Below are 22,486 nucleotides of genomic sequence, written 5' to 3' on the forward strand. Positions count from 1 at the left end.
TTGCTTCAGTTCACTCCGCTCGCTTTGGCGCGGCCAAAAATCCACAGCAGGATCACGGCGCCGGCAATTGCGACGATCAGGTTGCCCGCAAAACCTTGATAATTCAGCCCGAGCACGCCGGCCAGAGTGCCGCCGATGAACGAACCGGCGATGCCGACGAGGATGTTGGTGAACAGGCCGTGCTCGCGGTTCATGGCCTTCTCGGCGACATAGCCCGCCAGGAATCCAATGATCAGCATGCCGAAGAAGCCGACGCCCGGCATCCCCATGATTCCAACGCTCTGTTCCATTGCCTGTTCCTCTCCGAGGTTACCTGCAGACCGTCATATAGGCCCGAACGCGCCACTGAAACAGAGACAGGCGCGCACGGCCCCTATGCGTTGAGCACGCGGCCATAGGCGTCGAGCACGCTTTCCTTCATCGTTTCCGACAGCGTTGGATGCGGGAAGATCGTGTGTATCAATTCTTCCTCGGTGGTCTCGAGGTTCATGGCGACGACGAATCCCTGGATCAGTTCGGTGACCTCGGCGCCGACCATATGCGCGCCGAGCAGCTGGCCGGTCTTCTTGTCGAAGATCGTCTTGACCATGCCCTGATCCTCGCCGAGCGCGATCGCCTTGCCGTTGGCCACGAAGGGGAAACGGCCAACGCGGATGTCCTTGCCTTCCGCCTTGGCCTTCGCCTCGGTAAGGCCGACCGACGCCACCTGCGGGCTGCAATAGGTGCAGCCGGGGATTTTCAGCTTGTCCATCGGATGCACGTTGGGCAGGCCCGCGATTTTTTCGACGCAGATGACCGCCTCGTGCTCGGCCTTGTGCGCGAGCATCGGCGGGCCGGCGACGTCGCCGATGGCGTAGATGCCAGGCACGTTCGTCTTGCCGTAGCCGTCGATGACGATGGTGCCGCGGTCGATCTTCACGCCGAGCGCTTCAAGGCCGAGATTCTCGACATTGCCCTGCACGCCGACGGCCGAGATCATCCGGTCGGCGGTGATCTTCTCGACCTTGCCGTCCTTCAGTTCGACATGCGCGGTGATCGAGTCCTTGCCCTTCTCGACCTTGGCCACCTTGGCCTCCAGCAGGATCTTCATACCCTGCTTGTCGAACTGTTTCTTGGCGAAGGCGGAAATCTCCGCGTCTTCCACGGGCATGACTTGCGGCATGATCTCGACCACCGTCACATCGACGCCCATCGTGCGGTAGAAGGAGGCGAACTCGATGCCGATCGCGCCAGAACCCATGACCAGCAGCGACTTCGGCATTTCCTTCGGCACCATCGCCTCGAAATAGGTCCAGATCAGCTTGCCGTCCGGCTCGATGCCGGGCAACGCGCGCGGGCGAGCGCCCGTCGCCACGATGATATGCTTGGCGGTGTATGTCCCCTCGCCCAGCGTGTTCTTGGGCACAGGCCCCATCGGCTCCATGGGCTTCTTACTGGTCTTGGAGACCATGATCTCATTGGCCTTCGTGAGCTTCGCCTCGCCCCAGATCACGTCGACCTTGTTCTTTTTCATCAGGAAGCCGACGCCGTTGTTCATGCGCTGCGCGATGCCGCGCGAGCGGTCGACGATCGCCTTGACGTCCGGCGTCACCTTGCCCTCGATCTTGAAGCCGTAGTTCTTGGCGTGCTCGGCGTAGTGGAAGACCTCCGCCGTGCGCAGCAGCGCCTTGGTCGGGATGCAGCCCCAGTTGGAGCAGATGCCGGCCAGATGCTCGCGCTCGACGACCGCCGTCTTCAGCCCGAGCTGCGCGGCGCGGATGGCGGCGATGTAGCCGCCGGGACCGGAGCCGATGATGATGACGTCGTAGGCGTTGGCCACGGTCATGTCTCCTCAGAGTTCGAGCATCTTGCGCACGACCGGCGCGAGCGCGCGGCCGACGGCGCGCGTGTTTTCGGCGTCGAGATGGACGCCGTCGAGCGGCGTGGTTTTCGCCACGCTGCCGGCATCGAAGAAACCGCAGCCGGTCAGCCCGGCAAGTTCGGCATAAAGCCGTGGCAGGCGTTGCGAGGCTGCATCGCCGCCCGCGAACATCTCCTTGAACTCGGCGTTGTCGGTGCGGCTGACGGCCGGCGGCGAGACCAGCAGGATTTTAGGCGGCGGCCCGTCGAACGGATAGTCGTGGCCGCGCACGATGTCGATCAGACGCTCCATGCCCTGCTTGGCCGCGACCGGGTTTCCGTGAATCCAAGGCTTCATGTCGTTGGCGCCGAGCATGATGATGATCAGGTCGAGCGGCGCGTGCGTCGTCAGTACCGTCGGCAGGATGCGCGCGCCGTTGCGGTCGGCTCCGGCGAGATGATCGTCGAAAGCCGTCGTGCGCCCGTTCAGCCCGTCGGGGATGACCCGCGCTGTGCCGCCCAGTTCGGCCTGCAGCACGCTCGGCCAGCGGTCCTCATAGGCGTGGCGCGACGGGCCCTCGGCGCTGTAGCCCCAGGTCAGCGAGTCGCCGTAGGCAAGAATGGTTTTCATCCCGCTACACCAGCATGCCCAGCGGGTTCTCGATGCGGCGCTTGAAGGCGGCGAGCAGTTCGGCCCCGAGCGCGCCGTCGACGGCGCGGTGGTCGGTCGACAGCGTCACCGACATGATGGTGGCGGCAACGACCTGCCCTTTCTTCACGACGGCACGTTCCTCGCCCGCGCCAACCGCAAGGATCGTCGCATGCGGCGGGTTGATGACGGCCGAAAAATCCTTGATGCCGAACATGCCGAGGTTGGAGACGGCCGTCGTGCCGCCCTGATATTCCTCCGGCTTCAGCTTCTTGTTGCGGGCGCGGCCCGCAAGGTCCTTCATCTCGTTGGCGATGACCGACAGCGTCTTTTCCTCGGCGCGGCGGATGATCGGCGTGATCAGCCCGCCGGGGATGGAGACGGCGACGCCGACGTCGGCATGCCTGTGCTGCACCATCGCGCTTTCGGTCCACGACACGTTGGCGGAAGGCACGTCGCGCAGCGCCAGCGCCATCGCCTTGATCACCATGTCGTTGACCGAGACCTTGTAGGCCGGCTCCTCGCCCTTGTCGGTCTTCTTCACCGGGGCTGCCGCATTGATCTCGGCGCGCAGCTTCAACAGCGCGTCGATCTCGCAGTCGAGGGTGAGATAGAAATGCGGGATGGTCGACTTAGCCTCGACCAGCCTGCGCGCGATGGTCTTGCGCATGTTGTCGTGCGGGACGAGTTCGTAGGAGCCTTCCTCGAACAGCTTCAGCACCGCCTCGTCCGACATCGGCTTGACGGCGGGAGCGCCTGTAGCCGGTGAAGCGCCGGGCGCCGGCTTGGGCGTTGGCGCGGCTTTACCGCCGCCAGCAACCGCGGCATCCACGTCAGCCCGGACGACACGCCCGTGCGGGCCCGAGCCCTTCACCGCGCCGATATCGATGCCGGCGTCCTTCGCGACGCGGCGTGCCAGCGGCGAGGCGAACGTGCGCGCGCCACCTGCATGGCCGTTGGCGACCGGCGCGGCTGCGGGAGCACCACCACCTACACCGGTTGTGGTGCTTTCAACCTTCGCCGGCGAAGCCTTCGGTGCTTCGATCTTTGCTTCCTGCTTCGGTGCTTCGGCGGTCTTCGGCGCGTCGGCCTTCTTCTCGGCACCACTGGACTTTGCGGCCGCGCCGGCATCCTCGCCCTCGCCCGCCAGCACCGCGATCAGCGCGTTGACCTTCACGCCTTCTGTACCGGCCGGCACGACGATCTTCGCCACCGTGCCCTCGTCGACCGCCTCGACTTCCATCGTCGCCTTGTCGGTCTCGATCTCGGCGATCACATCGCCCGGCGAAACCTTGTCGCCTTCCTTGACCAGCCACTTGGCGAGGTTCCCCTCCTCCATTGTGGGCGAGAGGGCGGGCATCGTGATATTAATCGGCATTCATTGAACCTCCCCAAAGTGCACAGTCGTCACGGCTGGTTTTCGGTCAAATATTTTAGAAGAAGGCCGCAGAACCCGAATGATACGAACGCAAAAAGAAATAGCTTGGCGAACGGGTTGGCTTTCGACGGGTGCATCGTCTTGGTACGTGGAACGAATTCCAGAACCTTGACGATGGCAGCATTGGGCTTCTGTTCTCGCACGGTGTCGAGGACCATTCTGAGGATAGCGTAGCTGCCCACAAGCCAAGACACGACTGCAAGACCGATGGCAACTGTGACGGCTATCCCGTTCATCGATTAGCCTCGATACGTGACAGCTTTGACCGCCTCGACGACCTCGCCGACATTCGGCAATGCCAGCTTCTCGAGGTTCGCCGCATAAGGCATCGGCACGTCCTTGCCGGCAATGGTGATGACAGGCGCGTCGAGATAGTCGAAGGCGCGCTGCGAAACCTGGTTGGCGATGAAATCGCCGACCGACGACTGCGGGAAGCCTTCCTCCACGACGACCAGCCGGTTGGTCTTGCGCACCGAGGCGATGACTGTATCGAGATCCATCGGGCGGATCGTCCTGAGGTCGATGATCTCGGCGTCGATGCCGAGGCCCCGCAATTCGGCCTCGGCCTTTACGGCATAGGTCATGCCGATGCCCCAGGAGACGATGGTCACGTCCCTGCCCGACTTGTGGATGCGCGCCTTGCCGATCGGCAGCACAAAATCGTCGAGCTTCGGCACGTCGAAATGCTGGCCGTAGAGGATCTCGTTCTCGAGGAAGATCACCGGGTTCGGATCGCGGATGGCGGCCTTGAGAAGCCCCTTCGCGTCAGCCGCCGTGTAGGGCTGGATTACCCTGAGACCAGGGACATGGCTGTACCACGCCGCGTAGTCCTGGCTGTGTTGGGCGGCGACGCGCGCCGCCGCGCCGTTGGGTCCGCGGAAGACGATCGGCGCGCCCATCTGGCCGCCCGACATATAGAGCGTCTTCGCCGCCGAGTTGATGATCTGGTCGATCGCCTGCATGGCGAAGTTGAAGGTCATGAACTCTACGATGGGCCTCAGGCCGGCCATCGCAGCGCCGACGCCGACGCCGGCGAAACCGTGCTCGGTTATCGGCGTGTCGACCACCCGGCGTGGGCCGAATTCCTGCAGCAACCCTTGCGTGATCTTGTAGGCGCCCTGGTATTCGGCGACCTCCTCGCCCATGACGAAGACGTCCTCGTCGCGGCGCATCTCCTCGGCCATCGCATCGCGCAGCGCCTCGCGCACCGTCATCGACACCATCTCGGTGCCGGCGGGGATGCCGGGATCGGCGGCGATCTCGGCCTTCGGCGCGGCGGGAGCCTTCTCGGCCTCCTTGGCCGGCTGTGCGGCGGCAGGCGCCTCGACCGCCGTGTCATCCTTCGCTGATTTCTCGGGCGTCGGCTCTTGCTCGCCGATGCCTTCGCCTGCCTTGTCGATGTCCTCGCCCTCGACGGCGAGAATGGCGATCGGCGTGTTGACCTTCACGCCTTCCGTTCCAGCGGCGACAAGTATCTTGCCAAGCACGCCTTCATCGACCGCCTCGACCTCCATGGTCGCCTTGTCGGTTTCGATCTCGGCGATCACGTCGCCGGCGGAGATCTTGTCGCCTTCCTTCTTCAGCCATTTGGAGACGTTGCCTTCCTCCATCGTCGGGGAAAGCGCGGGCATAAGGATTTCGATCGGCATCTTCGCGCTCCCTTAATGTACGATGTCGGTCCAGAGCTCGGACGCGTCCGGCTCGGGATCGGTTTGCGCGAATTCGGCTGCGTCGGCGACGATGTCGCGGACTTCCTTGTCGACGGCCTTGAGTTCGTCCTCGCTGGCCCACTTCTTCTCGATCAGACGGGCCTTCACCTGCTCGATCGGATCGTGCTCGGAGCGCATCTTCTGCACTTCGTCCTTCGAACGGTATTTCGCCGGATCGGACATCGAATGTCCGCGATAGCGGTAGGTCTGCATCTCAAGGATGATCGGGCCCTTGCCGGTCCGGCACCACTCCACGGCGACCTCGGCCGCGGACTTGACCGCGCGGACGTCCATGCCGTCGACCTGCATGCCCGGAATGCGGAAGGACGCGCCGCGATGGGAGAAATCGGTTTCGGCCGACGACCGCGACACCGAAGTGCCCATCGCATAACGGTTGTTTTCGATGATGTAGATCACCGGCAGCTTCCACAGCGAGGCCATGTTGAAGCTCTCGTAGACCTGGCCCTGGTTTGCCGCGCCATCGCCGAAATAGGTCAGCGACACGTTCTTGTTGCCGCGATAACGATTGGCGAAGGCGAGCCCCGTGCCGAGCGACACCTGCGCGCCGACGATGCCGTGGCCGCCGTAGAAATTCTTCTCCTTGGAGAACATGTGCATCGAGCCGCCCTTGCCCCGGGAGTACCCTCCGCGGCGACCGGTCAGCTCGGCCATGACGCCACGCGGCTCCATGTCCATCGCCAGCATGTGGCCATGATCGCGATAGGCGGTGATCATCTGGTCGCCGTCTATCAGCGCCATCTTCATGCCGGTGACGACGGCCTCCTGGCCGATATAGAGGTGGCAGAAGCCGCCGATGAAGCCCATGCCGTAAAGCTGGCCGGCCTTTTCCTCGAAGCGGCGGATGAGGAGCATGCCGCGATAGGCTGCAAGTTCCTGTTCCTTGGTGAAATTCGCCGGTTTCGGCGCGGCTGGTCCCTGAAGGGATTTCGCATCCGCTTTAGATTTAGCGGACGCCTTCTTGGCGGCAACGGCCATTCATCACTCCCTGTTGCTGTCTCTTTGCGGACATGTCGAGGGCACGCACCCTCAAATTTACGAAAACGCTAGCACGCCCGCCGGCATCGGGCCATGCGGAAAAACGCATGGCAGGCATGCGGCGTAAACCTTCAGAATCGTTGGAAAACTTTGGAAATAACTGAATTTCAGTTAATTAGCAGGCCCTGAAGTCCGCATGATGACGATCTCGTCGGCCTGCGAAAGATTGAGCGCGCGGCGCGCCTGCTCGTCGAGCATGTCCTTCTCCAGCGTCCCGTCATGCAGCAGCTGGACGCGGCGCTCCATCTCGACCCGCCGCGCGGTCATCGAATCAAGCCTGGCCTGCAGTTCGACCGCCTGCGCCTCGTAGAGATATTTGGAATAGATGCCGAACTCGCCGTGATAGGCGTGGAAGCCGAAATAGGCGAGGAAGAGCGCCGAGACGGCCGGCACGATCAGCCGGCCCGTATTCCTCTGCTTGTGCTGGCGCGTCCACATGCGGCGGCTCCCGTTTCGCCCGCCTATCTCGCCCGATTGTGCTTAATGGACGGTTAGCGGGAGCCGCGAAGGCCGCCGTCAGGTCTTGAGGATGGACACGCCGGCGTAGCGCGCCTGCTTGCCGAGCTCTTCCTCGATGCGGATCAGCTGGTTGTATTTCGCGGTCCGGTCGGAGCGCGCGAGCGAGCCGGTCTTGATCTGCCCGCAATTGGTCGCGACCGCGAGATCGGCGATGGTGGAATCCTCCGTCTCGCCCGAACGATGCGACATCACCGCGGTGTAGCCAGCGCGATGCGCGGTCTCGACGGCCTCGAGCGTCTCGGTGAGCGAGCCGATCTGGTTGACCTTCACCAGGATCGAGTTGGCGACGCCCATGCGGATGCCGTCGCGAAGCCGCGCCGTGTTGGTGACAAACAGATCGTCGCCGACGAGCTGGACCTTCTTGCCGATAAGGTCGGTCAGGATCTTCCAGCCGTCCCAGTCGTCCTCGGCCAGGCCGTCCTCGATCGAGATGATCGGATAGTCGGCCGCGAGCTTGGCGAGATATTTCGCCTGGGCCTTGGGGTCGCGCGTCTTGCGCTCGCCCTCGTAGACGTATTTGCCGTCCTTGAAGAATTCGGTCGCGGCGCAGTCGAGCGCGATCGCGACTTCCTCGCCGGGCTTGAAGCCCGCCTTCTCGATCGAGTTCATGACAAAGTCGAGCGCGGCCTCAGCGCTCTTCAGGTTCGGCGCGAAGCCGCCTTCGTCGCCGACATTGGTGTTGTGGCCGGCGTCTTTCAGACGCTTCTTCAGCGTGTGGAAGATTTCCGAACCCCAGCGCACGGCGTCGCGCAAGCTGGGCGCACCGACCGGCATGATCATGAACTCCTGGAAGTCGATCGGGTTGTCGGCATGGGCGCCGCCGTTGATGATGTTCATCATCGGCACCGGCAGCACATGCGCGTTGGGACCGCCGAGGTAGCGGTAGAGCGGCAGGCCGGACGCCTCCGCGGCCGCCTTGGCGATGGCGAGCGAGACGCCGAGGATGGCGTTGGCGCCGAGCCGGGACTTGTTCGCCGTGCCGTCGAGATCGATCATCGTGCGGTCGATGTGGATCTGGTTCTCGGCTTCCATACCGCCGATCGCCTCGAACAGCTCGCCGTTTACGGCCTCGACAGCGCGTTCGACGCCCTTGCCGAGATAGCGCGGACCGCCGTCGCGCAACTCGACTGCCTCATGCGCGCCGGTGGAAGCGCCAGACGGGACGGCGGCGCGACCCATCGAGCCGTCCTCCAGAACCACATCGACCTCGACGGTCGGATTGCCCCGGCTGTCCAGAATCTCGCGGCCGATGATGTCGATAATGGCGGTCATGTCAGGAAATCCCCAGAAAAGATCGTGTGAAATGCCGGGCACGTCTTAGTCGAAGCCCGGCAAAATTCAATCCGGGGAGCCGATTTATCGGTTTAATGCGACCGATTCACGAAATCGGACGCTCTGTTACGAATTGTCAGAATTCGGGGGGAGTCGCGACCGGCGAATTCGGCTAAGTCTGATGCCGCGCGGGGCGAAACGGAGGGAGTTTCGCCATGTCCGAGTTCCCCGGTATCGTGAGTTTGTTCCTCATCGTCGCAGCGTTCATGACGTCGTGCAATCCGCTGCCGACGCAAGGCGACACAAAGCCGATCGCGCCGCTTTCCTCGCAGTGACGACGGCCCACAAAAAAGCCCCGCCGGTTCTCGCCGGCGGGGCTTTTGCGTGAAGGCGAGGGTTGCCTACCAGTAGGGATCGACCTTGTAATACTCGTAGGAGGCGTCGCGCGCGGCCGTGCCGTCGCCCTTGGCCAGGTCGTTGATCGAATAGGCTGGCGCCGCCTCGAGTTGCTCCTTGGTGAAGGGCACGACATAGCCGCCCTTGTCCTCGTCGTAGTCGAGCGTCGACCACGGGATGGCATGGTATTTCTCGCCGATGCCGAGGAAGCCGCCGAAGCCGATGACGGCGAACATGATGCCGTTCGACATCTTCTCCAGCATCACGTCCTCGATGTCGCCGATATGGTCGCCCGCCGTATTGTAGACGGCGGTGCCGATGACGCGCGACGCGGTGATGGCGTTGGTGTGTCCGCTGGGGGTGTGGGTGTTCATGCGGAAGCTCCTCGTGAAGTGACAGGATACGAGGAGAATGAACGCCGTCGACAAAGGTTCCGACGCGGCACAGCGTCAGTCGGCGAGAATGAAGGTCACCTTCATGTTGACCCGGTAGGCCGCGATCTGGCCGTTCTCGACGACGATCTTCTGGTCCTGAATCCAGGCGCCCTCGACGTTCTTGAGGGTCTTTGAGGCCCGGGCTATCCCCTTCTCGATGGCGTCCTGAAAGCTCTTCTTCGACGATGAGGTGATTTCGGTGACACGGGCGACAGACATGGCTTCCTCCCTGGGAACGCGCTTTGATTGAGCATCGGAATATTCCGAAAACCGGATTCCACTTTTCGGTCCGATGCTTTGATTGAACATCGGAGTATTCCGAGAACCGGATTCCTTTTTTCGGTCCGATGCTCAGTTGACGCGCGGAAGCGTACGCCTGCGGCCAGCCGTTCTCAAGCTGCGCCTTTGGCGATCCTGTCGAGCGCCATCAGTGTCTCGAGCAGTGCCGGCATATCCTTCAGCGGCATCATGTTCGGCCCGTCCGACGAGGTCGAGTTGTCGGGATCCTCATGCGTCTCGATGAAGACGCCGGCGACGCCGACCGCCACGGCGGCCCGCGCCAGCGTGGCGACGAAGCGCCGCTCGCCGCCCGAGGTGGCACCCTGCCCGCCCGGCTGCTGCACCGAATGGGTGGCGTCGAAGATCACTGGCGCGCCGATCTCGGCCATGATTGGCAGCGCGCGCATGTCGGAGACCAGCGTGTTGTAGCCGAAGGAGGCGCCGCGCTCGGTGACGAGCACATTGGCATTGCCCGAGCCGGTGACCTTGGCGACGACGTTCTTCATGTCCCAGGGCGCCAGGAACTGGCCCTTCTTGACGTTGACGACCTTGCCGGTCCTGGCCGCGGCGATCAGAAGATCGGTCTGGCGCGACAGGAAAGCGGGAATCTGCAGCACGTCGACGACCTCGGCAACGATGGCGCACTGCTCCTCGGTGTGAACGTCGGTCAGGACAGGCACGCCGAGTTCCTTCCTGAGGTCGGCGAAGACGGGAAGTGCTGCCTCCAGCCCCGCCCCGCGCGTGCTCCCCAGCGACGTGCGGTTCGCCTTGTCGTAGCTCGTCTTGTAGACGAAGCCGATGCCGAGCTTCTGCGTCAGTTCTTTCAAGGCGCCAGCCATGTCGAACGCGTGACTCCGCGATTCGAGCTGGCACGGCCCGGCGATCAGCGTCAGCGGCGCGTGATTGGAAAAGACGGCCTGGCCGACGGTTACGCTCTTGTTGGGGGTCATGCGGCTTCCCTTCGGGTTCTTGCCGGGCATGTGCCCCAATCCGGGCGGCGGTTCAAGCTCGGCGGGGCCGCGGCGCTGCTGAAACAAATGAAACACTTGCCCGGTTCGGCGAAAACACGCCGGAAGCATGGACAGGCGATGGTGAGCGCAGTCGTCGATGCGACGACCTCCAGAAACGTCAACTCAATGGAAGGAAGAACCACATGAATACCCTCACCCTCGCAGCGTTCGCCGGCGCCGCCGCTCTGATCGGCCTCACCACGACCGCCACGCTCGCCGCGCCTGTCTGCGCACCCGGTTTCCAGACGGTGCAGAAGCAGGCCTCCATTCTCAAGTGCAGGAAGACCGTGCCCATGGCCCAGAAGGGCGTCGCCCTGACCCAGGCCCAGACCGCCCAGTGCCAGGTCGATTCCTACTGGAACTACGGGCCGGCCGTCTCCGCCAACCACCACCCAGCCAACATCCTCGTCACGGTGCGCTACACCTGCGGACATGTCGAAGGCTGATGCTTTCCGGGGCAACACGGCAATCCGACCCCGGCATGCGCCGGGGTTGGCCTCTTCCAGTCGTCCAGCGGCGAGCCCGCCGCCCTGCCAGTGGGCGCGGCGGTAGGTCGCGGCTCCCACTGGCAGCGACAAAGTCCTGCCCACTGGACGCAAACGTGCTAGGCTCATCTGACGCCGTGGCAAGAAGGCCGCGCGAAGGGAATGCATGAAAGCCTTCCAGTTGGTACTGATCAAGCCGTCGCATTACGACGACGACGGCTACGTGATCCGGTGGTGGCGAGCCATGACGCCGTCGAATTCGCTTGCCGCCGTCTACGGCATCGCGGCCGACTGCGCCGAGCGGCAGGTGCTGGGGCCGGACGTGGCCATCGAGATCACTGTCATCGACGAGACCAACACACGCGTCGACGTACCGGCGCTGATCGCCCGCTTCGGCCGCAACGGCAATTTCGGCTGCGTCGCGCTTGTCGGCGTCCAGTCGAACCAGTATCCGCGAGCGCTCGACATCGCGCGTCCGTTCCGCGCGGCGGGAATCGCGGTGGCGATCGGCGGCTTCCACGTCTCGGGGTGCCTGTCGATGCTCGACGGCCACGCGGTCGACCTCGATGCATGCCGCGACATGGGCATCGCGATCTTCGCGGGCGAAGCCGAGGGGCGGATGGACGGGGTGATCGCCGACGCCGCCGCAGGGCGCCTTGCGCCGGTCTACAACTACATGAACGACCTGCCCGGCATGCAAGGCACGCCGGTGCCGTTCCTTCCCAGGAAACATGTCGAGCGCACGCTCGGCGCGAGTTCCAGCTTCGACGCCGGCCGCGGCTGCCCCTACCAATGCTCCTTCTGCACCATCATCAACGTGCAGGGCCGCAAGTCGCGCTACCGCTCGGCCGACGATGTCGAGCGTATCGTGCGCCTCAACTGGGCGCAGGGCATCCGCAAGTTTTTCATCACAGACGACAATTTCGCCCGCAACAGGGAGTGGGAGGCGACGTTCGACCGGCTGATCGAGCTGCGCGAGAAGGACGGCATCCCGCTCGGCCTGATGATCCAGGTCGACACGCTTTGCCACAAGATCCCGCACTTCATGGAGAAGGCCAAAAGGGCCGGCGTCAACAAGGTCTTCATCGGGCTGGAAAACATCAACCCGGACAACCTCGCGGCGGCCAAGAAGCGGCAGAACAAGATCACCGAATACCGCAAGATGCTGCTTGCTTGGAAGGAACAGGGCATCCTGACCATCGCCGGCTACATACTGGGCTTCCCGGCCGACACGCGCGAGACGATCCGGCGCGACATCGAGATCATCAAAGAAGAGCTGCCGATCGACCTGCTCGAGTTCTTCTGCCTGACGCCGCTGCCGGGCTCCGAGGACCACCAGACGCTGTGGAAGAACGGCGTCGCGATGGACCCGGACCTGAACAAATACGACGTCGAGCACGTCTGCACGGCCCATTCCAGGATGAGCGCGACTGAATGGCAGGATATCTACCACGAGGCGTGGTCGCTCTACTACACGCCCGCGCACATGAAGACGCTGCTGCGGCGCGCCGCGGCGACCGGCGTACCGCTCGGCAACCTGGCGAAGTACCTGCTGACCTTCTCGACGACCGACCGCCTCGAAAACGTGCACCCTCTGCAGGGCGGCATTCTGCGGCTCAAGCATCCTTCCGAGCGCCGGCCCGGCCTGCCTCGCGAGAACCCCTGGCTGTTCTGGTCGCGCTTCGGCTGGCAGACCCTCGCCAAGCACGCGATTCTGGTCGGCGCGGCCGCCCGGCTGGCGATCTGGCAGGCGGCAGTCAAGCGTGAGGCCGACCGTTACATGGACCAGGCGCTGACGCCGGTCGGCGACGACGACGACGAGACGCTCGACCTGATGACGAAGACCACCGGCGCGCGCGCCGCCGTGGCTCACATCAAGAAAGTGGCAGAACTGACTCACGCTCGGGCCGTGTAACTTCCCGGAACCCTTTCGCTTGCCGGGCAAGCCGGGTGCGAAAGGCATCTGGCTTGCGCACCACGTCCGGCTATAGTGCACCGCACAAGGGAGCGGCGCTTGGCGGACAACGGAATCAGGCACGGCATCTACGAGGACGCTCTGGCGCTGTTCAATGGCACGCTGTTCGTGGCGCTGGGGATCGTGCTCTACACGAAGGTTTCGCTGGTGACCGGAAGTGCGGCCGGCATCGCGCTTCTGGTTCAGTATGCGACCGGCCTGCCCTTCGGCGCGGCATTCGTGTTGATCAACCTGCCATTCTTCTGGCTCGCCGTGCGGCGCATGGGCTGGCCCTTCACGCTGCGGACTTTCGCGGCTATCGGCCTGCTCTCGGCCATGACGCGGCTCGCGCCGGAGGTCATCGCCATCGACCGCATCGACCCACTCTTTGCGGCGATCGCGGGGGGCGCGCTGATGGGCGTCGGGCTGCTGATCCTGTTCCGCCACCGTGCCGGACTCGGGGGCTTCTCGATCCTAGGCCTCTATCTGCAGGACAACCACGGCATCCGCGCCGGCTGGTTCCAACTCGCCGTCGATCTCGCGATCCTCGCTGCAGCGCTGTTCTTCATTCCATGGCAGAGTGCGGCACTCTCGGTGCTAGGCGCAGTCACGCTCAATCTAACCCTGGCGATCAACCATCGGCCGGGGCGCTACGTGGGAATGAGCTGAGACAGCGGCTCTGCGCGCGAGGCACGAAGCGGACGGCCGCTTTGCGTTTCAGCGCTCGACCTCGGACCCGTTGGCAAACGCAGTCACTTTGCTCAGCACTTCGCGGCGCGCGAGCGCCGGCTTCGTGTAGATCTTCTTCATGCTCCCAATTCCCAATGCTTGAACCGCCCAAGGCGAAACGACCGCCGCTTACCAGAGCCGCCAGAAGCTATGGATCAGCGTCACATGTCGGCCGATGGCGACGAGAATTCCTGCGCCGTCACCTGGCTCAACGCTTCGCGGCGCACGAGCGCCGGCTTCGTGTAAGTCTTCTTCATATCCAGTACCCCGAGCCGAACTTGGCTATCATAAGGCTAACAGGCTTTGCAGCCCGTCACTGTTGCGCAACCGCAACAGTCCGGCAGCGATTGTGGGCTTCAGACGTCCTGCGGTACGTCGACCATCTCAAAGACCTCGATCTGCTCGTGGCGGCCCTTGGCGCTTGCCGCGCCAAGCGGGCGAAACCCCACGCCGGCGAGATTTCCGGCCCGGTCCCTGACGGCGGCGCTGGCCAGGATTGTCGTGCCGAACTGCTTGTTCATGCCTTCCAGCCGCGACGCGACGTTCACCGTGTCTCCCATCGCGGTGTATTGACGGCGCTCGGCGGCGCCAACGCTGCCGACCACTGCGACGCCGGTGTGCAGCCCGAAGCGGGTGATGAGCTCCGGACGCCCTGCCCCGGCGCTTTCCGCGTTGAGGCGGTCGATCGTGGCCTTGAGCTCCAGCGTGCAGCGGCAGCCGTCCGCGACATGGTTCGGGTTTTCGGTCGGCGCGTTCCACATCGCGTAGATAGAATCGCCTAGATACTGCACGATGACCCCGTTGTGGCGCTGCACGACAGCGTTCATGGCCTCGAAATAGACCGACAGCATGTCGACAACCGCCTCGGGCGAGGCCTGCTCGGAGATGGTGGTGAAGTCGCGGATGTCGGTGAAGAGAATTGTAACCTCGCGCCGCTGGGCGCGGTCGGCGGCGTCGCGCCCCGAGGCGACGATCTGGCGGACGAGCTCGCGCGGCACATAGACGGCAAAGGTCCTGATCGCGTCGCGGGCCGAGGCAAGCGCGCGGGCGAGCGAGTTGATCTCGCTGATCCAGGAATGGGTAAGGCCGCCACCCTGGAAATCGAGGTTGCCGATCTGGTTGGCGTCGGCGGTGAGCGCGACCAGCGCGCGGCTGATGCGGCGCGAGATGAGGAGCGCGACGACGATGCCGATGATGACCAGCGCGGCGGCGATCGCGAGCGTCTTCTTCAGCAGCGCGGCGCTGGCGGCGGTGAAATCCGCGATCGGGGCAGCGATCACGATGCGGTGGCCGCCGAGCAGATGCATGGCGCCTAGCGGGGCGACGGTGGCCAGCCACAGCTTGCCGCCGACGCGGAACTCGATCGACGGACGGCCGAGCGTGTCTAGGGGCGTGTCCCCCGGCGCGGCAAGCAATTGCCGGACTGCCGCGAGAACCGGATCGTCGGCTGCCGGCGAGCTGGTCTGAGTTAGGCGGGCCACGAGTTCCTCGGCGACCCTGGCTTCGCTGTCGTTGGCGGCGAGCGCTCGGCCGCGGGCCGGGCCGTCGGAAAATTCGCCGATGATCCGGGCCATGACCACGGGATCGGAGTGGACGATGAGCTTGTCCTCGCCGTCGAAAACATAGCCGACCGAATGCTCCGACACCGCCTGCTCGACCAGCATATGGCTGATCGTCTCGAGCGTGACGTCGGCGCAGATCACCACTGCCTTGTCGGCCGACATGGTCGAGGCAAGCGTAAGGGTGAGGGCTCTGGTGGTGGCAGACTCGTACGGCCCGACCGACACCGGCCCGTCGGCAACGGTCGCCGCCCGGTACCACGGCCGGCGGCGCGGGTCGAAGGTCACCTCGCGCTCCGGCCCCTCGCCTATCAGGCGGCCGCTCGCGTCGAGAAAGCGCCAGGCCGACAGCGGCGGTCCGCCGGCGGCACGGGTCACGACGCGCATTGCGAATACGGCGGCTTCGGGGGCAGATATGGCCGCTCGCCAGCGCGGATTGGCAGCCGCCCTGACGACCTGGAAGAAAGCGCCGCTGCCATAGCCGACATAGACCCCGTCAATGTGCGGCGAGCCTATCAGCGCGCGAACCATGAACTCCCGCTTGGCGTCGAGCCAGGCCGGCGGCTCGGCCTCCAGCGACGGCAGGACCGAGCCGAGCATGACGACCGCGTGGCCGTCGCGAAAGACGCTCTCGTAGAGGTCGATCGTGTTGCGGGAGAGAAGCCCCATCTGCTGTTCCGCCGCGGCGATCGCCGATTGCTTGCCTTCCAGGAAGGTCAGCCACATCAGCGGGACGGAGATCGCCACAAGCAGAAGCACGATGATGACGCTGAGATGCACGCGCAACGGCTTTGCCCAGCCGGGCGAGGATTGCCCCGATGGATTGCCGCTGGAAGGGCTGGCCGGCCGGCTCACGTCGCGGGGCTCCACAAGACGGGTCGCGGAAGATGCTCGTTTCCGGAGCGGAGATTGCCCCCGGCGGCAGCGTGCCTCTCGAGCAAAGCAGCCCAAGATTCGATGGCGGCCTTTCGCGTGAGCCTCGCCGCCGCGAAGCGCCGCGCCTCGGCCGCGATCTCGGCCGCGCGCGAGGGGTTGGCGCGCAGCCATTCAATCCGCTCGGCGAGGTCCGAGCAATCGCGCGCCACCGGAACATAGTGCCGGTACGGCTCTATGCCATCGAAGAAGAAGTCCCGGTACGGGCGGTCCTGCACCAGGACGACGCGGCCGGAATGAAGCAGCATCTTGAGCCGGCCGCTGTAGCCGTACCCTTCGACATCGATCAGGTATCGATAGAGCCGGACCTGCTCCTCCATGGTCATCATGTGGCTTCGGTACATGTGCGAGGATGGGTCGTAGGTCACATCCGTACCGATCGCCTCGATCGCATCGGGATCCCTGGCGGAAGCCGCCATGAGCGCGGACCGGGCCCTGGCCATCACGCGTCCCAACCAGATCGCGCGGTCGTGCCGGGGCACGGCATCCGAGGCGGCCACTATCTCGGCGATCTTGGCGTCGTAATTTTCGAAACTCGCTTCCGGCCAGCCTTCGAAGACGAAGTCGGGCGCGGCAACGTCGGCGAAGCCATCCACCGCGCACGCGGCGAACCTGGTCATGGATCGAGTAATCTTGTCGGACGGCTTGTCGGCGATGTTGACGCAGAAGGGCGGCAATTGGCGAGCCCCCAGGAGCGCGATGGCATTGGCCAGCAACGACGCGACCTGGATGTGCCTGATCTTCCAGGGGCGATGATAGATGATCCGAAGCTTGCCTTTTCGCACCGAACAATAGAGTTCTTCGTTCTTCGGACGTACATGCGCCAGCGAAAATTTCTTCCTGGCCGTGATCTCGACGCGAATCGGCATCGCGGCCATGAGACTGGCCGCGATCCTTGTTGCAAACTCAACCGAGGAACCCTCAATGCTGCTTGTCGTCGGTGCGGGCATTTCAGGCGCGACCATCGCGCGGTGCCTCGCGGACGCCGGGCGATCGGTGCTGGTCGTCGAGGCCGCCGATCATGTGGGAGGCCATTGCCACACGGAGCGCGATCCCGATACGGGCATCATGCGGCATGTCCACGGGCCGCATATCTTCCACTCAGATGCCGCCGAAGTGTGGCGGTTCGTTTCGCGCTTTGCCGAGTTCGAGCCGTTCGACCTCAGGATCGACGCCCGCGTGGGCCACCGCTTGTTCCCTTTGCCAATCAACCTGGACACCCTCCGCTCCTTTTTTGGAAGGGATTTCACGCCCGCGCAAGCCCAGGCTTTCATAGCGGAATGCGCCATTCATCCAGAACACGAACCCCGGAACTTCGAGGAACAGGCGCTGTCCATGATCGGCCGCGATCTCTACCAGGCATTCTTCAGCGGCTACACGCAAAAGCAGTGGGGACGCAAGCCAGCGGATCTGCCCGCCGCGATCTTCAAGCGCCTGCCGCTGCGCTTTAACGCGGACCGGACGTATTTTCACCATTCCCGAGTTGGAATTCCGCGTGACGGCTACACATCGATGGTCGAGAACATGCTCGACCATCCGGCGATCTCGCTGCGTATGGGAACGAGGTTCGAGCGGAGCAGCCCGTCAGGCGAGTACAAGCATATATTCTACACCGGGAGCCTCGACGGCTATTTCGGTCACGCATTCGGCCGACTGCCGTATCGTTCGCTGCGCTTCGAGGATTTCCGCGTCAACGGTGACTTCCAGAAGACCGCTATCGTGAACTACCCCGGCACGGAGGTGCCCTTTACACGCATAACCGAGCACAAGAAGTTTGCGCCGTGGGAAACATTTGAGCGCAGCATCTGCTCCCGCGAGTACAGCTTCGAATGCGGGCCACAGGACACACCCTTCTATCCAGTCAATCTTGCGGGAGGTTCGCCGCTGCTGGATCGCTACAGAGCCGAGGCGGCAAGGACCGTGGGAGTCAGCTTCGTCGGCCGCCTCGCTACATTTCGCTACCTCGACATGGACGTAGCCATCGGCGAGGCGATGGCAGCGGTCAGCGTCAGCCTTGAGCGGTTGCAATCGGCAGCGCCGATCCCAGCATTCTTCGACGGAGTGCCAACGTAGCAGCGTCAGACCAGCCGGCTTTGCTCCACGGCAGCGCCGATGAAGGAGGCGAAGAGTGGGTGCGGGTCAAGCGGGCGACTCTTCAGCTCCGGGTGGTACTGCACGCCGATGAACCACGGATGATCGGGGTATTCCACCGTCTCGGGCAGAACGCCATCCGGCGACATGCCCGCGAAGACCAGGCCGCAATCCTCCAGCCGCTCCTTGTAGTCGATGTTGACTTCGTAGCGGTGGCGGTGGCGCTCGGAGATGGTCGTATCGCCGTAGATTTTGGCGATCTTTGAATCCTTCGCCAGGTGGGCCTCGTAGGCGCCGAGCCGCATCGTGCCGCCGAGATCGCCTGATACCCGGCGCTTCTCCAGCATGTTGCCCTTCAGCCATTCGGTCATCAGTCCGACCACGGGCTGGTCGGTCTTGCCGAACTCGGTGGAGGAGGCGTGTTCAATGCCGGCGAGCGAGCGCGCCGCCTCGATGCAGGCCATCTGCATGCCGAAGCAGATGCCGAAATACGGCACTTTTCTCTCCCTGGCGAATTTCGCGGCGAGGATTTTCCCCTCGGAGCCGCGTTCGCCGAAGCCGCCGGGAACCAGGATGCCGTGCACCTTCTCCAGCCAGGGCGACGGGTCTTCCTTCTCGAATATCTCGCTCTCGATCCAATCGAGCTTCACCTTCACGCGGTTCGCCATGCCGCCATGCGACAGCGCCTCGATCAGCGATTTGTAGGCGTCTTTGAGCCCGGTATATTTGCCGACGATGGCGATCGTCACCTCGCCTTCCGGATTGTGGATGAGCGAGGAGACGTTCTGCCAGGCCTCCATGCGCGGCTTGGGCGCCGGATCGATGCCGAAGGCGGCCAGCACTTCCGAATCCAGGCCTTCCTTGTGATAGGCGAGCGGCACGTCGTAGATGTGCGGCACGTCGAGCGCCTGGATGACGGCGGATTCTCGCACGTTGCAAAACAGCGAAAGTTTCCGGCGCTCTTCCTTTGGGATAGCGCGATCGGCGCGCACGAGCAGGATGTCGGGCGCGATGCCGATCGAGCGCAGTTCCTTGACTGAATGCTGCGTCGGCTTGGTCTTCAACTCGCCGGCCGTCGGGATGTAGGGCATCAGCGTCAGATGCACGTAGACCGCATTGTTGCGCGGCAGATCGTTGCCGAGCTGGCGGATGGCTTCGAGGAAAGGCATCGCCTCGATGTCGCCGACCGTGCCGCCGATCTCGCAGAGCACGAAGTCGTAGTCGTCGTTGCCGTCGAGGACGAAATTCTTGATCTCGTCGGTGACGTGCGGGATGACCTGCACCGTCGCGCCGAGATAGTCGCCGCGACGCTCGCGCTCGATGATGTTCTTGTAGATGCGCCCGGTGGTGATGTTGTCGGCTTGGTTGGCCGAGCGGTTGGTGAACCGCTCGTAGTGGCCGAGATCGAGGTCGGTCTCAGCCCCGTCGTCGGTGACGAAGACCTCGCCATGCTGGTACGGGCTCATCGTGCCCGGATCGACATTGAGATAGGGGTCGAGCTTCTTGATGCGCGCGCGGTAGCCGCGCGCCTGAAGCAGCGCTCCGAGAGCCGCCGCCGCTATGCCTTTGCCAAGGGAAGAAACCACGCCGCCGGTGATGAATACATATCGCGCCATGGGAGTCGGTGCTTAGCGCCGCCCGCCTGATTCCGCCAGAGAAAACTTTGACGACTTTCGCTTTTCCACGCCGCGCGAGGCGACGCGCAAAAAGAAAAGGCCGGCGCGAAGCCGGCCTTTCGGACGATTGGTTTCGGGCTGGTCAGAGCACGACGACCTCGGTGCCGACCGGAACGCGGCGATAGAGATCCATGACGTGTTCGTTGATCATCCGGAAGCAGCCGTTCGACGAATCGGTGCCGATCGTCTCCGGCGCGATCGTGCCGTGGATGCGCAGATGCGTGTCCTTGCCATTCTGGTAGAGATAGATGGCGCGGGCGCCGAGCGGGTTCTGGCCGCCGCCGGGCATGCCCTCTGCGTACTGGCCGTACTTGGCCGGGTCGCGCAGCTGCATCTCCTTGGTGGGGATCCAACGCGGCCACTCCTGCTTGTCGCCGACCTTGACCGCGCCCTTGTATTGCAGGCCCTCCTTGCCGACCGCGATCGCGTAGCGGCGCGCCTTATTAGACCCCTCCATCAGGTAGAGGTAGTGTGAAGCAGTATCGATGACGATCGTGCCACGCGGATAGCCTGAGAACTGCACGATCTGCGGCTCGAATTCGGGCCGGACCTGGAATTTCTTATTGGCTTCCCTCAGCTCGAGCGCGGCGTCGAGAGCTCGCGTTTCCGGCAGCATGGACTGCTTTTGCACCTGCTGGCCGCCAAAGAGGCCCGCGAAAAGACCCGTCTGCTTCGGGGCGGCCTGAACCGCAGCTTCGCTGCGAAGCTCGCCATTGTTGCCGGTCTGCACGACCTCCATCGACACCAGCCGTGCGATCTCGGCCTGGCGCGCAGCCTCTGCGGCAGCGGCGATCTGCTGACGGCGCTCTTCCTCGGCGCGCAGCTTGGCAAGCCGCTTCTCCTCGGCGGCCTTGACCTTCGCCTCGGCGACCAGACGCCTCTGCTCGGCGGCTTGTGCCTGCGCGATCTTGCGCTCCTCGGCGGCCTTTTCACGGGCGATCTTGCGCTCTTCGGCCTGCTGAGCGAGCAGGATCTTGCGCGCCTCCGCGGCCTTCGCACGCTCGGCCATCAGCTTGTCGCGCTCGACCTTGGCGGCAGCCAGCTTTTTCTCGCGCTCTATTTTGGCGGCAGCGGCCAGCTTTTCCTTCTCGACCTTGGCGGCGGCTAGTTTCTTCTCCCGCTCGGCCTTGGCGGCAGCCAGTTGCTTGTCCCTTTCGGCTTTCGCCTTGGCAAGCTGCTTGTCCTTGTCAGCTTTCGCCTTCGCTGCGAGCTTCGCCTTCTCGTCGGCCTTTGCCTTGGCGGCGGCGGCGAGCTTTTCCTTCTCGGCCTTCGCCTTTGCGAGCAGTTTTTTCTTGTCGGCCGCCTCTTTGTCGGCCTTCGCCTTGTCGGCCTTGGAGGTGGCAACCTGCTTGGTCTTGTCGGTTTTTCCCTTTGCGGTGGTCGTCTTCGCTTTCGCTTTGGCGTCCGCGGCGGCTTTCTTCTTTTTCTTCAGCGCCTCTTCCTCGGCCTTTGTAGCGACCTGCACGACATCGGTCGCGGCCGGCGCCGGAGATGCCGGAACCGGAGGCGCGGCGAATGCCGACACATTCAAGGCAAGGGTGGCCATGGCAAGAGTGGCGCCGAAGCCCATGAGAAGAAGGCTGCGAAACTGCATGTTTGACGATCCCGAATATGATGTGCCCGAACCGATCGTGACGGGCGAAAGCTGCCGCTCCCGCAACCAGCGGAGAGTGCCGCGGGCCGCTTTATAAGGCATTAATGTGACGCCTCTCAAGCGTGGCCGAGGCGCTCCGCCGTTCGAATCTTCGTGATGAATGCGCATTTGCCCCCACTGTGTTCAAAGGAACACAGATCGCGGCGAAATGAGGGCAGATTGCCGGCCGAACCGGCCGGCCCGCGTGTCTACTGGTTGGGAACCTGCGGCTCGGACGGCGAAGCGGGGGCTGCCGGAGCTTCGGCTGCCGGCGGAGCGGAGGCCGCCGGCGGACTGGCCGGGACGGCGCCGGGAGCCTCAGGCGCTGCCGCATCGGCCGGGGGCGCCGGCGTATCGCCGGAAGCCGGCGGCGCGGGAACGTCGGAGCCGCCGAGCTGGTCGAGCACGCCGCTCTGGCCCTGGCCGGCCGGTGGAACCCGGTCGAGAATGTCGATGGGCTGGGCGCTATAGCGGGCGATGATCGAAAGGCCGAGCGATGTGGCGAAGAAGGCCACCGCCAGGATCGCGGTCGCCCGCGTCAGCGCGTTGGCCGCGCCCCGCGCGGTCATGAAGCCGGAACCGCCGCCGATGCCGAGCCCGCCGCCCTCGGAGCGCTGCAGAAGCACCACGCCGACGAGCGCAAGCACGACCATTAGATGAATAACGATAATGACGGTTTCCATGAATTCACCAGGTGGTCGAAGCAGATCGGGCGGGCGCGCGGTAGCGGGCCCTTGAAAGAAGGCGGCTCAATACAATGCTTTCGTGGCATTTCCAAGCCCGTGCCGGAATATGGGGGCGGAGGCCGCCGTTGCAATCCGCAGG

The 22,486-nt window shown here is 64.1% G+C and carries 21 protein-coding genes; 4 read left to right on the forward strand and 17 right to left on the reverse strand.

The genetic code is table 11. From position 1 onward, the window contains the following. Positions 1 to 5: 5 nt before the first annotated feature. From ABLE71_RS12570 to kdsA, 12 genes are all read right to left on the reverse strand, one after another. Entirely contained in the window at positions 6 to 290 is a 285-nt protein-coding gene (locus tag ABLE71_RS12570; RefSeq protein ID WP_348783791.1) for a GlsB/YeaQ/YmgE family stress response membrane protein, read from the reverse strand. Positions 291 to 373: 83 nt separating this feature from the next. Beyond that, positions 374 to 1,819: a dihydrolipoyl dehydrogenase gene (lpdA, locus tag ABLE71_RS12575; RefSeq protein WP_348784464.1), complete on the reverse strand. Its 1,446-nt coding sequence runs from the start codon at positions 1,817 to 1,819 to the stop codon at positions 374 to 376. Positions 1,820 to 1,831: 12 nt separating this feature from the next. Continuing rightward, positions 1,832 to 2,470 (reverse strand): SGNH/GDSL hydrolase family protein, encoded by a 639-nt coding sequence (locus ABLE71_RS12580; protein WP_348783792.1) that lies wholly within the window; start codon positions 2,468 to 2,470, stop codon positions 1,832 to 1,834. A gap of 4 nt (positions 2,471 to 2,474) precedes the next feature. Next, on the reverse strand, positions 2,475 to 3,866 hold the full coding sequence (locus tag ABLE71_RS12585) for a pyruvate dehydrogenase complex dihydrolipoamide acetyltransferase (RefSeq protein ID WP_348783793.1): 1,392 nt from the start codon (positions 3,864 to 3,866) through the stop codon (positions 2,475 to 2,477). 29 nt (positions 3,867 to 3,895) lie between these two features. Then, positions 3,896 to 4,162: a hypothetical protein gene (locus tag ABLE71_RS12590; RefSeq protein WP_348783794.1), complete on the reverse strand. Its 267-nt coding sequence runs from the start codon at positions 4,160 to 4,162 to the stop codon at positions 3,896 to 3,898. Between the two features lie 3 nt (positions 4,163 to 4,165). Continuing rightward, positions 4,166 to 5,575: a pyruvate dehydrogenase complex E1 component subunit beta gene (locus ABLE71_RS12595; RefSeq protein ID WP_348783795.1), complete on the reverse strand. Its 1,410-nt coding sequence runs from the start codon at positions 5,573 to 5,575 to the stop codon at positions 4,166 to 4,168. A 12-nt stretch (positions 5,576 to 5,587) separates the two neighbouring features. Then, complete coding sequence (gene pdhA / locus ABLE71_RS12600) at positions 5,588 to 6,631, reverse strand: pyruvate dehydrogenase (acetyl-transferring) E1 component subunit alpha (protein WP_348783796.1); 1,044 nt, start codon at positions 6,629 to 6,631, stop codon at positions 5,588 to 5,590. 171 nt (positions 6,632 to 6,802) lie between these two features. After that, positions 6,803 to 7,129 (reverse strand): septum formation initiator family protein, encoded by a 327-nt coding sequence (locus tag ABLE71_RS12605; RefSeq protein WP_348783797.1) that lies wholly within the window; start codon positions 7,127 to 7,129, stop codon positions 6,803 to 6,805. Positions 7,130 to 7,207: 78 nt separating this feature from the next. Then, the gene (gene eno, locus ABLE71_RS12610) at positions 7,208 to 8,482 is read right to left on the reverse strand and encodes a phosphopyruvate hydratase (protein WP_348783798.1); all 1,275 of its coding nucleotides are present in this window, start codon (positions 8,480 to 8,482) and stop codon (positions 7,208 to 7,210) included. A 401-nt stretch (positions 8,483 to 8,883) separates the two neighbouring features. Further along, the gene (locus ABLE71_RS12615; protein WP_348783799.1) at positions 8,884 to 9,252 is read right to left on the reverse strand and encodes a PRC-barrel domain-containing protein; all 369 of its coding nucleotides are present in this window, start codon (positions 9,250 to 9,252) and stop codon (positions 8,884 to 8,886) included. Between the two features lie 75 nt (positions 9,253 to 9,327). After that, positions 9,328 to 9,531 (reverse strand): dodecin family protein, encoded by a 204-nt coding sequence (locus tag ABLE71_RS12620; RefSeq protein WP_348783800.1) that lies wholly within the window; start codon positions 9,529 to 9,531, stop codon positions 9,328 to 9,330. Between the two features lie 173 nt (positions 9,532 to 9,704). Further along, positions 9,705 to 10,541 carry a 3-deoxy-8-phosphooctulonate synthase gene (gene kdsA / locus ABLE71_RS12625; RefSeq protein ID WP_348783801.1) on the reverse strand — a complete coding sequence of 279 codons (837 nt, stop codon included), beginning with the start codon at positions 10,539 to 10,541 and terminating at the stop codon, positions 9,705 to 9,707. A 203-nt stretch (positions 10,542 to 10,744) separates the two neighbouring features. Here kdsA and ABLE71_RS12630 point away from each other — a divergent pair, with 203 nt between their 5' ends. The 3 genes from ABLE71_RS12630 (at position 10,745) to ABLE71_RS12640 (ending at position 13,709) form a co-directional block, all read left to right on the forward strand. Further along, entirely contained in the window at positions 10,745 to 11,047 is a 303-nt protein-coding gene (locus tag ABLE71_RS12630; protein ID WP_348783802.1) for a hypothetical protein, read from the forward strand. A gap of 205 nt (positions 11,048 to 11,252) precedes the next feature. Further along, a complete protein-coding gene (locus tag ABLE71_RS12635) occupies positions 11,253 to 13,001 on the forward strand; it encodes a radical SAM protein (protein ID WP_348783803.1) in 1,749 nt (582 codons plus the stop codon). Positions 13,002 to 13,100: 99 nt separating this feature from the next. Next, on the forward strand, positions 13,101 to 13,709 hold the full coding sequence (locus tag ABLE71_RS12640) for a YitT family protein (protein ID WP_348783804.1): 609 nt from the start codon (positions 13,101 to 13,103) through the stop codon (positions 13,707 to 13,709). A 416-nt stretch (positions 13,710 to 14,125) separates the two neighbouring features. On the opposite strand, the gene ABLE71_RS12645 is transcribed toward ABLE71_RS12640, so the two are convergent. After that, on the reverse strand, positions 14,126 to 16,183 hold the full coding sequence (locus tag ABLE71_RS12645; RefSeq protein ID WP_348783805.1) for an adenylate/guanylate cyclase domain-containing protein: 2,058 nt from the start codon (positions 16,181 to 16,183) through the stop codon (positions 14,126 to 14,128). Then, positions 16,180 to 17,139 carry a glycosyl transferase family 90 gene (locus ABLE71_RS12650; RefSeq protein WP_348783806.1) on the reverse strand — a complete coding sequence of 320 codons (960 nt, stop codon included), beginning with the start codon at positions 17,137 to 17,139 and terminating at the stop codon, positions 16,180 to 16,182. Before ABLE71_RS12650 ends, ABLE71_RS12645 begins: the two co-directional genes overlap by 4 nt. 46 nt (positions 17,140 to 17,185) lie before the next feature. On the opposite strand from ABLE71_RS12650, the gene ABLE71_RS12655 reads away from it, so the two are divergent. After that, the gene (locus tag ABLE71_RS12655) at positions 17,186 to 18,334 is read left to right on the forward strand and encodes an FAD-dependent oxidoreductase (protein WP_348783807.1); all 1,149 of its coding nucleotides are present in this window, start codon (positions 17,186 to 17,188) and stop codon (positions 18,332 to 18,334) included. 5 nt (positions 18,335 to 18,339) lie between these two features. Here ABLE71_RS12655 and ABLE71_RS12660 read toward each other — a convergent pair whose 3' ends face one another. The 3 genes from ABLE71_RS12660 to secG form a co-directional block, all read right to left on the reverse strand. Beyond that, entirely contained in the window at positions 18,340 to 19,968 is a 1,629-nt protein-coding gene (locus ABLE71_RS12660) for a CTP synthase (protein ID WP_348783808.1), read from the reverse strand. Between the two features lie 142 nt (positions 19,969 to 20,110). Beyond that, positions 20,111 to 21,622: a L,D-transpeptidase family protein gene (locus ABLE71_RS12665; RefSeq protein WP_348783809.1), complete on the reverse strand. Its 1,512-nt coding sequence runs from the start codon at positions 21,620 to 21,622 to the stop codon at positions 20,111 to 20,113. A 248-nt stretch (positions 21,623 to 21,870) separates the two neighbouring features. Continuing rightward, on the reverse strand, positions 21,871 to 22,344 hold the full coding sequence (gene secG / locus ABLE71_RS12670) for a preprotein translocase subunit SecG (RefSeq protein ID WP_348783810.1): 474 nt from the start codon (positions 22,342 to 22,344) through the stop codon (positions 21,871 to 21,873). Positions 22,345 to 22,486 lie beyond the last annotated feature (142 nt).

This window comes from Mesorhizobium sp. KR9-304 (genome assembly GCF_040049215.1).
In the GTDB taxonomy this organism is placed as follows: Bacteria; Pseudomonadota; Alphaproteobacteria; order Rhizobiales; family Rhizobiaceae; genus Mesorhizobium_K.